This window comes from Halorubrum sp. Ib24, from assembly GCF_002252745.1.
In the GTDB taxonomy this organism is placed as follows: domain Archaea; phylum Halobacteriota; class Halobacteria; order Halobacteriales; family Haloferacaceae; genus Halorubrum.
The window spans coordinates 184,705-194,329 of sequence record NZ_NHOX01000045.1 but is presented as its reverse complement, the minus strand read 5'-3'; the positions used below and the strand labels follow the sequence as shown (position 1 = coordinate 194,329).

9 protein-coding genes are annotated in these 9,625 nt (G+C 71.1%); 5 read left to right on the top strand and 4 right to left on the bottom strand.

Features of this window, described 5'->3' with window-relative positions; genetic code table 11:
- On the bottom strand, nucleotides 1–943 hold a 943-nt coding region (carA, locus tag DJ82_RS14280; protein ID WP_094582131.1), incomplete at its 3' end, for a glutamine-hydrolyzing carbamoyl-phosphate synthase small subunit.
- 96 nt (nucleotides 944–1,039) lie between these two features.
- On the opposite strand from carA, the gene DJ82_RS14275 reads away from it, so the two are divergent.
- Nucleotides 1,040–1,453: an Lrp/AsnC family transcriptional regulator gene (locus DJ82_RS14275; RefSeq protein WP_094525807.1), complete on the top strand. Its 414-nt coding sequence runs from the start codon at nucleotides 1,040–1,042 to the stop codon at nucleotides 1,451–1,453.
- A gap of 114 nt (nucleotides 1,454–1,567) precedes the next feature.
- Here the strand turns inward: DJ82_RS14275 and dpsA are convergent, their stop codons facing one another.
- On the bottom strand, nucleotides 1,568–2,116 hold the full coding sequence (gene dpsA / locus DJ82_RS14270) for a DNA starvation/stationary phase protection protein DpsA (RefSeq protein ID WP_094582130.1): 549 nt from the start codon (nucleotides 2,114–2,116) through the stop codon (nucleotides 1,568–1,570).
- A 73-nt stretch (nucleotides 2,117–2,189) separates the two neighbouring features.
- Nucleotides 2,190–3,041: a carbon-nitrogen hydrolase family protein gene (locus tag DJ82_RS14265; protein WP_394338203.1), complete on the bottom strand. Its 852-nt coding sequence runs from the start codon at nucleotides 3,039–3,041 to the stop codon at nucleotides 2,190–2,192.
- A gap of 90 nt (nucleotides 3,042–3,131) precedes the next feature.
- On the opposite strand from DJ82_RS14265, the gene DJ82_RS14260 reads away from it, so the two are divergent.
- Together DJ82_RS14260 and DJ82_RS14255 are read left to right on the top strand one after the other, a co-directional pair.
- Entirely contained in the window at nucleotides 3,132–4,589 is a 1,458-nt protein-coding gene (locus DJ82_RS14260; protein ID WP_094525805.1) for a HEAT repeat domain-containing protein, read from the top strand.
- 265 nt (nucleotides 4,590–4,854) lie between these two features.
- Complete coding sequence (locus DJ82_RS14255) at nucleotides 4,855–6,411, top strand: phospholipase D-like domain-containing protein (RefSeq protein ID WP_198948067.1); 1,557 nt, start codon at nucleotides 4,855–4,857, stop codon at nucleotides 6,409–6,411.
- A 45-nt stretch (nucleotides 6,412–6,456) separates the two neighbouring features.
- Here the strand turns inward: DJ82_RS14255 and DJ82_RS14250 are convergent, their stop codons facing one another.
- Nucleotides 6,457–8,403 carry a DHH family phosphoesterase gene (locus DJ82_RS14250; protein ID WP_094582129.1) on the bottom strand — a complete coding sequence of 649 codons (1,947 nt, stop codon included), beginning with the start codon at nucleotides 8,401–8,403 and terminating at the stop codon, nucleotides 6,457–6,459.
- Nucleotides 8,404–8,534: 131 nt separating this feature from the next.
- On the opposite strand from DJ82_RS14250, the gene DJ82_RS14245 reads away from it, so the two are divergent.
- Both DJ82_RS14245 and DJ82_RS14240 read left to right on the top strand, forming a co-directional pair.
- Nucleotides 8,535–9,056 carry a Mov34/MPN/PAD-1 family protein gene (locus tag DJ82_RS14245; protein ID WP_094525803.1) on the top strand — a complete coding sequence of 174 codons (522 nt, stop codon included), beginning with the start codon at nucleotides 8,535–8,537 and terminating at the stop codon, nucleotides 9,054–9,056.
- Nucleotides 9,053–9,586, top strand: coding sequence for an adenylyltransferase/cytidyltransferase family protein (locus tag DJ82_RS14240; protein WP_241881535.1), 534 nt, complete (start codon nucleotides 9,053–9,055; stop codon nucleotides 9,584–9,586). Before DJ82_RS14245 ends, DJ82_RS14240 begins: the two co-directional genes overlap by 4 nt.
- Nucleotides 9,587–9,625: the final 39 nt, after the last annotated feature.

Here is a 9,625-nt window from a genome sequence, read left to right as displayed (position 1 = left end):
GCTCCTCGCTGTCGAGCCCCTCGACGGTGTCGTCGTTGACGTTCACCTGCGTCACCTCCAGCGGACCGGTGTCGTCGACCGTGTAGCCGTGGTTCTGCGTCGTCATCACGACCTTGTCGGTGCGGAGGTCCTTAACGGGCTGGTTGACGCCGCGGTGGCCGAACATCATCTTCTCGGTCGAGCCGCCGAGCGCGCTCGTGATCACCTGCTGACCGAGGCAGATTCCGGCCATCGGCAGTTCACCGGCGAAGGCGTCGACGACCTCCTGGGCGGCGACGAAGTTCTCCGGATCGCCCGGACCGTTCGAGACGAAGAGGACGTCGGGGTCGACGTCGGCCACGTCCTCGGGGGTCGCGTCGTACGGGAGGACGGGGACGTCCGCGCCGCGCTCGGTGAGCGAGGTGATGATCGAGCCCTTCGCGCCGCAGTCGAGCATCGCGACGTCGGCGGCGCCGCCGCCCTCGTGGACGGTCGGCTCGGTGACGGACACCTGCGCGCCGATGTCGACGTGGTCGCTCATCGGCTCGCACGCCTCCATCTCCGCGACCGCGTCTTCGGGGGCCACGTCCGGACCGGCGGCGATCCCGCAGGCCATCGCGCCCTCCTCGCGGACGGTCGTGACGATTTCGCGGGTGTCGACGTGGTCGACGGCGGGGACGTCCTCGCCGGCGAGCCACTCGGCGACGTCGTCGGTCAGCTCGCGGGCGATCGCCGCGCGCGGCTGGACCGACTCGGACTCGAATCGCTCGGTTCGGACGCCGTAGTTCCCAATCAGCGGGTACGAGAAGGTGAGTATCTGTTCGGCGTAGGAGGGGTCGGTGAGCGACTCCTCGTAGCCGGTGTACGCGGTCGTGAACACCAGTTCACCGCGGGTGCGCCCCGGCGCACGGGCGCGCGCTTCGAGCACGCGTCCGTCGGCCAGCGCGATATAGGCGTCCGACATTACGAGAAACGTACGCGCAAAGGGTAATAAATGCGTCGTTCGTAGATTCGTTACGATATTCGTAACGAGTAAGTCGCCGGGGTGAATGGTTCGGGTATGGACGACCTCGATCGCCGGATCCTCTCGATCCTGCGCCGGGACGCGCGAACCCCGTACACGGAGATCGCCGACCGAGTCGGCACCTCGGAGGGGACCGTGCGCAACCGCGTCGACCGCATGACCGAGGAGGGGATCATCGAGCGGTTCACCGTTACGACCCGCACCGGCAACGTGAAGGCGATGATCGAGATCTCGGTGGAGATGAACGTCGACACCGCCGCCGTCGGCGATCGGATGGTCGAGTGGGAGGAGGTGGACTTCGTCTGGCAGGTCTCCGGCGAGGAGGACGTCGTGCTCGTGGTCGACGCCGTCGACACGCGCGCCGTCAACGAGCTGATCTCGCAGGCCCGCGAGATGGACGAGGTGAAGTCGACCAAGACGCGGCTCATTCTGGACGAGCGACTCGGCTGATCCGGGTCGGTCAACCAAGTTGTCCGCGTCGGCGCCGTCGCTGGCGGGCGGAAAATAACGGAAAAAATTCGGACGAACGACGCCCCGTCGCCGGGAACGACGGACGTGAGTCGTCTATTCGAGCGTACCCTGAGTGACGAGCGTGTCGTTCTCCAGGTAGTGCTCGATGTGGTGGCCGTGCTCCTCGACGTCCATGAGGACCTCGCGGAGCAGCTCCTCGGTGTTGTAGTCGCCGAGGTTGTTGGCGAGCTGGATGTGCTCGCGGAGCATCTCGGTGATGTCACCGAACATCTCCAGGTCGTTCGCCAGCCCCGTCCTGATGTCGTAGGCGTCGGCGTCCTCGGGGCTCACCGGGGCGTGCTCCTCGTAGTTCGCGCCGCCCGACAGCGGCACGCCGCCGAGCGCCTGCGCGCGCTCGGCGATCACGTCGGCGCCCTCCTCGAGGTCCTCGGCGACCTCGCCGAGGTAGACGTGGATGTCGTGGAACTCGGCGCCCTCCACGAGCCAGTGGTGCTTCTTGATCTGATGGTACAGCACGTACGTCGCCGCGAGGTCGGTGTTGAGCGCGTCGACGAGCTGCTCGGCCTTCTCCTCGGGAACGCGGAGCGCTTCGCTCTCGTGGACGTCGCCGTAGCGTTGACGTGCCTCTTTCTGGGTGCTCATGTCTACCTCTACGTACGCGCGCGGGGCACTTAACTGTTTTCACGATGGTAATCAGATTTTAGTTTTCAAAAAATTATTTTTCTGTATTATTCACGGCACCGACGAGTTCGCGCTGCTCGGCGAGCACGGTCCGGTCCAGCGTGGCGATCAGGTCCCGCTCGCCGCGGCCGAGTTCGGCGGCGACTCGACCGTCAGGGCGGGCGACGAGAGAGTTACCGGCGTAGCGGCGGCGATCGTTCCCGCGTTCGCCCCCCGACGCTGTCCCGCGTCCCGTTCGTCCGGCGCCGACTACCCACCGGACGCCGTCGAGGCCGCGCGCCCGGAGGAGGAGCCGCCAGTTCTGCGCGTGAGCGGCGGGCCACGCGCCCGCGACGAACAGCGCGTCGACGGCGCGGTCGGTGAACCACGCGCTCTCCGCCACGAAATTCAGGTCGTAGCAGGTCAACAGGCCGGTCCGACCGGCGGGGGTGTCGACCACGACCCGATCGGTGCCGGCGTCGACTCGCTCCGCCTCCTCGCCCCACAGGTGTCGCTTCCGGTAGACTGCCGCCCGCTCGTCCGGGGCTCCCGCGCCGCCGGAGAGGGTGCCGGCCGGCGGCACGTACGCGGTCGCGTTGAACAGCGCGTCGCCCGCGCGCTCCGCGTACCCCGCCGTCAGCGCCACGTTCCCTTCGTCGGCGACGTCAGCGAGCCGGTCGAGCGCCGCCTCCCGCTCCAGCGCCGCCTCGCGCAGCCGGTCGTCGTCGACGAACCCGGTCAGCGCGTACTCCGGGAAGACTGCGACGTCGACCCGGTCGGGCAGGGCGGCGACGCGGTCGCGGAGGCGGCCGAGGTTGCTGCCGACCGCGAGGTCGTCGACGGCGAGCTGCGGCACGGCGACGATCGGCTCGTCGTCGGGATCGTCGGGAGCGTCGGGATCGATCACGGGGACCGATTGGACGGACGGCGGAATAAACGAACGGGGGCGCCCGCGAAGGGAAACGTCTTAATGGACTACGCGCGCAGTTCGTGGTGTATGAGCAACGGCGACGACGACCCGGCCGACGCCTCCGAGGAGGCCGACGCCGCGGACGACGCGGAGGAGGCGGGGGGCGCCGGCGAGTCGACGGACGCGGCCGCCGCGCCGACGCTTCCGGACGAAGCGACCGAGGACTCGCTGAACGAGTACCTCGACGAGATCGCGGCGCTCCTCGACGACGCCGAGACGGAGGCGGACCTCGACGACGTCGACGCCCTCCTCGACGACGCCGAGGCGGGGATCGAGGAGGCCGACCTCCCCGAGCCGGACGAGGACGACGAGGACGCGGACGACCCGCGCGGCGACCTCGAGGACCGGGTCGCGGAGCTCCGCGAGGGCGTCGAGGAGGCGCGCGGCCCCTACGCCGAGGACGTCGTCGACGCCATCGAGAGCGCCGCGGCGACGCTCGAGGAGACCGAGTGGACCGCCGACGGCCGCGACGACGCCGCCGACGCGGTGACGGCCTTCGTTGAGGCGGCCGCGGACGCCGTCGACGACGAGGTCGACGCGGACGCTATCGAGACGGACCCGGACGCCGCAGACGACGCGCCCGCCGACGCGGAGAGTGACGCGGAGAGTGACGGGAGCGGGACCGACGAGGACGACCGCATCGACGCCCTCGTCTCGGCGCTCGACGCGGTCGCGGCGGGCGTCGCGGACGCCGACCTCGACCCCGACGACGACGCGGCGACGATCGCCGCCCTCATCGAGGCGACCGACGCGCTCGAGTCCGGGCTCGACGACGCCGAGGAGTGGGACGACCTCGAGACGCACGAGCAGCTCCGCGCCGAGGGGTACTACGACGTGCTCGGCCACTACAAGGACTTCCCGGTGGAGTGGGCCGCGCTGAAGGAACACGAGGCGCGCGGCAACGTCGACATGATCCTGCTCGCGCTCCACTCGCTCACCTCCGACTTCATGGAGCGGCACTGCCTCGAGGCGTTCGAGCGCATGGGGAAGCGCGGGAAGACCGAGGCCTCCCTCGAGGAGCTGCTCGGGCGCGCGGAGAAGCGCGACCAGTTCGCGATCCGCATCCTCGGGAAGATGGCCGCCGGCGAGGCGACCGAGACGCTCGTCGAGTACGTTCCGGAGAACTCGAACCCGCAGCTCCAGAAGGCGACGTTCAAAGCGCTCGGCGAGATCGGCGCGAGCGAGGCGGTCCAGCCGCTCGCGGACGCGCTCGTCGACGACGGCACCGAGGAGCTCGTCCGTCCGCACGCGGCTCGCGCGCTCGGGCTCATCGGCGACGCCCGCGCGGTCGACCCGCTCGCCGACGTGCTCGCCGGCGACGGCTCCGACGACGACCGCGCCGCGGCCGCCTGGGCCCTCCGACAGATCGGCACCCGCGAGGCCCTCGAAACCGTCGCCGAGTACGCCGACGAGCGCTCGTTCCTCGTCTCGACCGAGGGCGAGAAAGCGCAGCGCTCGCTCGACGCGGCGTCGGCGACCGCCTGACTCGCCGGCCTGACCGTCGGGCTGAACGACCGACCCTTCTTGTCCGATGCCGCGGGGAGACCCCCCGTGTCGCCCGGATCGACTCGTCTCGATAACGCCGCCGTCGCGAGGGTCTCGACCGCGAGCGCGGTCGCCGTCGCCCTCGGACTGCTCCTCCTGACGGCCGCCGCGCCGGTCGCGGCGGCGGGCGGCGCGGCTCGACGCGCGAGTCCGGCCGTTTGACCCCGCCGTCGCGCGGCCACCACGGTCGAAGAACCGGACGCTCGTGGCCGAGCAGCCCCGGATACTCGAATTGTTCCCGAATCCGACCGCGGCGGAGAACCGCGGCGAGTACCTCGTCGTCCGGCTCCCCGAGCGCGGGAACTGGTCGCTCTCCGACGGCTACCACGAGGCGGACGTTCCGGCGAACGCGAGCGGCGTCGTCGCGCTCTCGATGGACCCCGCGAACGCGACGACCTTCCTCGACGACGACACCGCGGTCGGCGTCCACGGCGCCCACGACGGCGGCGCCGGCACCCCCGAACTCCGCGCGCTCGACGACCACTTCCCGCTCGCCGCGTCCGGCGACCGGATCGAGCTCCGCCGGAACGGGACGACGGTCGCCGTCGTCGACTACGACCGCGCGCCCGAGGGACACCGCTGGCGCGCGGACTGGGGCGAGTGGCGGCCGCGGGGGTACGAGCGCCGTTCCGCGACCGAAAGGGCGAACGCGACCGTGCGGCCGTTCGTGTTGCCGGACAGCCCGGGCATGCCGGTCGAGCCGCTACGGGGAGCGGAGCGCCGACTGCTGCTCGCCGGCTACACGCTGGGGTCCGAGCGCGTCGCCGACCTGCTCGTCGCGGCCGCCGATCGCGGGGTCGAGGTGCGCGTCCTCGTCGAGGGGTCGCCGGTCGGCGGGTTCTCCGCGCGGAGCGCCCGGCTCCTCGACCGCGTCGCCGCCGCCGGCGTCGAGGTGCGCGTCCTCGACGGCGACCCGGAGCGGTTCCGCTTCCACCACGCGAAGTACGCCGTCGTCGACGACCGCGCGGTCGTCCTCACGGAGAACTGGAAGCCGTCCGGCACCGGCGGTCGGACCAACAGAGGGTGGGGGGTCGTCACCGGGACGCCCCGGTCCGCGACCGCCGGCGCGACGGCCGCGGACGACCTCGCCGCCCTGTTCCGGGCCGACGCCGCGGCGTCCGACGCCCGGTCGTGGGAGGCGTTCCGCGCGGGGACCGAGTTCAGCGAGGGTGACGCGGCGACCGGCGGCTACCCGACCCGCTTCGAGGCGCCCGCGTCGACGGCGGCGGACGTCGAGCTCCTGACCGCCCCCGGTAACGGCGCCGACCGCTTGGTCGAGCGGATCGACGCCGCGGACGACCGCGTGCTGGCGCTCGTCCCGCGGACGGGGGGCCCGGAGAACCGCCTCGTCCGGGCGCTCCGGCGGGCCGCCGAGCGCGGCGTCGACGTCCACCTGCTGCTGTCGAACGCGTGGTACGACCGGGAGGCGAACCGCGCGCTCGTCGAGGCGCTCGCGGGCGAACCGATCGAGGTCGCCGTCGCGGAGCCGCGCGGCCGATACGGGAAGGTCCACGCGAAGGGCATCGTGGTCGACGACACGGCGATCGTCGGGAGCCTCAACTGGAACGCCGGCGCGGCGACGGAGAACCGGGAGGTGCTGCTCGCGGTCGAGGACGAGGGGGTCGCCGACTTCTACGCCCGGGCGTACGCGGCCGACTGGCGCGGCGGCGGGATTCACTTGCCGCTCGGGATCCTCGGCGGGCTCGGCGCCGCGCTCGCGGGTGCCGGCGTCGCCGCTCGTCGGGAGGTGACGTTCGCGTGACGAGCGCGCGTGGAACGGGGCGCGAAAATCGGGTTACCGTTGCGGTCAGTCGTCGAGCGCGGCCGTCGACGAGAGCGCCTCGTCGATCTCGGCCTCGGCCATCTTCTCGACGAGCGTGTCGATGACGGCGCTCCGGCGGCCCTTCACGAACTTGATCGAGCCGACGACGAGGTGACCGCCGCCGGAGACGCCCGCCTCCGGGAGCTCGTCGTTCAGCTCGGTCACCATGTTCGGGATGTCCAGACGGACCCCGTCGGACCGGAGCACGCAGAAGTCCGGGCCGTAGCCGATCGTGATGACCGGGTCACCCGTCTCCCGCACGCGGGTGTCGTGGAGCTCGCCGGTCGTCTTCCCGGGCGCCGGGTAGGTGAACCGGTGAGCGTACTCGTCGAGGTCGATCCGATAGAGGTGCGCGCCGGAGGCGAGCCGCTCGTGGTTGACGTGGTCGTCGAGCGCGTCGAGCTGCCGGGCGACGTCGCGCTCGGCGCGCTCGGAGAGGAAGCCGACCAGCTCTTCGTGGCGCTGTTCGTCCTCGCAGCCGACGTTCAGCGCGTCGTTGACGAGGGTCTTCCCCTCGGAGTAGCGCAGCCAGTGGGCGGCGTAGTCGAGCGCCTCGCCGATGTCGAGCAGGTCGGACTCGTCGTAGCCGGCCGCTTCGGCGAGCGCGACGTAGTCGTCCATCGCCTCCGCCTTCGAGCGGTCTGAGAGCCCGGCGACGGCGGGGACGTGTTCGAGCTCCTCGGAGATCGACGGGTCGATCAGCCGCGCGAGCTCGACGCACATCATCCCCGTGGTGACCCGGTAGTCCTCGCCGTGGAGGTACGGGTTGACGTGGGCGTCGAGCAGCGGCTCGACCGCCTCGGGGTCGGGGTGGTGGTGGTCGACGACCGCGATGGGGATGTCGTAGTGCGCGAGGTTCTCGTAGGCGGGGACGTCCTCCTCGGTCGACCCGTTGTCGAGCATCAGCAGGAAGGGGAGCTTCTGGCCGTGGCGGGCGCGCCCCTCCAGCGCGAAGTTCAGGTCGCGGGTGACGTCCTCCATCTCGTAGTACGGCGCCTTGCTCGGGAGCCGCTTGAACAGGTGACGGGCCGCGTCGGGGTCCTCGTGCACGTCGCAGACGAAGTTCTCCAAGGCGAGCTGGACCGGGATCGCCGCGCACATCCCGTCGCCGTCGGCGTGGTGGCGAACGCGGATCGGGCGCCCGGCGAGAGCGGTCCGGCGGAGGAGCCGGGCCAGTTCGCGGAGCTCCTCGTGGATGGGCTCGAACGCCTCCCACTCGACGAGGGGGTCGACGTCGGCGGGCGCGGCGCGCTCGTCGAGCGCGTCCTCGAACCGCTCGCGGGCCTCCGCGGCGCGCTCGTCGGGGAGCTGTCGCAGCGAGTCGACCTCCAGCTGGAGGGCGTTCTCACGGGTCTCGACCGTCCCGCCGACGTGGACCATGTCGCCGACCGCCACCTCGGGGTACGCGCGGACGCCCGCCTCTTCGAAGGCGGCGCAGGAGACGACGCCGGAGGCGTCGGCGACGGCGAAGATTGTCGGGCCGCCGGTCTGTTTCGCCTGAACGACCTCGCCCTCGACGGTGACCTCGTCGCCCGGGGAGAGCCCGCGGACGCGCGAGATCGTCGGCTCGTGAGCGACGGTCTCGGTGCGGTAGTCGTCGAAGTCCTCGTCGTCGACCGCGACGTCGCCGTTCTCCTTCACCTCGGTGAGCCGGACGATCAGTCGGTCGCCGACGGCGTAGTCGCCGTCGATGTTCGACTCGTGGACGAGCCCGGAGAGGGCGTCCGAGACGTCGACGAAGACGCCGTAGTCGACGACGCCGTTGACTTCGGCGTGGTACAGTGCGTCGACCTCGGCGTCCGCGAGGGTGCAGTTGGGTGCTAAGTCGTAGACGGTCGGCCGGCCGTCGGCCGACCCCTTCGCCGCGGCGGCGTCGGGTTCGGGGCTCGAATCGCCCCGCGTGCCGGAATCCCCGGCGGTGTTCTCGCTCATGGAATCCATTCGGGAACGGGCGGTGTTAAGCCTGTTCTCTCGCGTCTCCGCCCGTCTCGACGCGCTCGGCGCGCGGACCCGTCGTCGTCCGGTCCGGAACCCCTATGGGGCGACGGCGCCTTCGCTCGCGTATGCGACTGTTCCGCTCGGACGAGCTCCTCGGGATCGCCCGAGAGACGATGGAGTTCGTCCTCGAGGCGAGCGAGGAGACGCACCCCAACGAGTACATGGGGTTCCTCCGCGCGGACGACGCCCGAAAGCTCGACGTCGACCGAGACGGGCAGGTGATCACCGACGTGCTCGTCATCCCGGGCACGGAGTCGAACCCGACGAGCGCCAGCGTGCGAACGCACATGAAGCCGAACGACATGCGCGCCGTCGGGTCGGTCCACTCGCACCCGAACGGGGCCCTCCGGCCGAGCGCGGCCGACCTCGCGACCTTCGGACAGGGGCAGGTACACATCATCGTCGGCGCCCCATACGGGTGGGGCGACTGGAAGGCGTTCGACAACGAGGGGAATCAGACGACGCTGGACGTGCTCGACGTCGAGGTGCCCGACGAGCACTTCTTCGACTTCACGCAGGAGGACATCGACAGCGAGCTCGTCGAGGAGCGCCGCGACGACGGTGGCTTCCTCTCGTGGTTCAGATGACGCGGGTCGTCGCGCAGGGGACCTTCGACCTGCTTCACCCGGGCCACGTCCACTACCTCGAGGACGCGGCGACGTACGGCGACGAGCTCCACGCCATCGTCGCCCGCCGCGCCAACGTCACCCACAAGCCCGAGCCGATCCTCTGCGCCCGCCAGCGGCGCGACATGGTCGCCGCCCTCGACGCGGTCGACGAGGCCCATCTCGGCGATCCGGAGGACGTGTTCGTCCCCATCGAGCGCCTCGACCCGGACGTTATCGTGCTGGGATACGACCAGCACCACGACGAGGCGGGTATCGCCGAGGCGCTCGCGGCCCGCGACATCGACTGTCGGGTCGAACGGGCGTCCGGCCGGGAGCCCCGACACGAGGACGAACTGCTCTCCAGCGGCGACATCGTCGATCGCGTCCTCCGGCGGCGCGGCCCGGGCGGGGTCGACGGCAACGGCTCACGCGAGAGCGGCGGGTCACGCGAGGGCGACGGGTCACGCGAGGCCGTCGACGCGCCCCGGGACGGCAGCGAACAGGGATAGATCCGGAGCTAACCGGCGCGCCTGGGGCGAATTCACCGA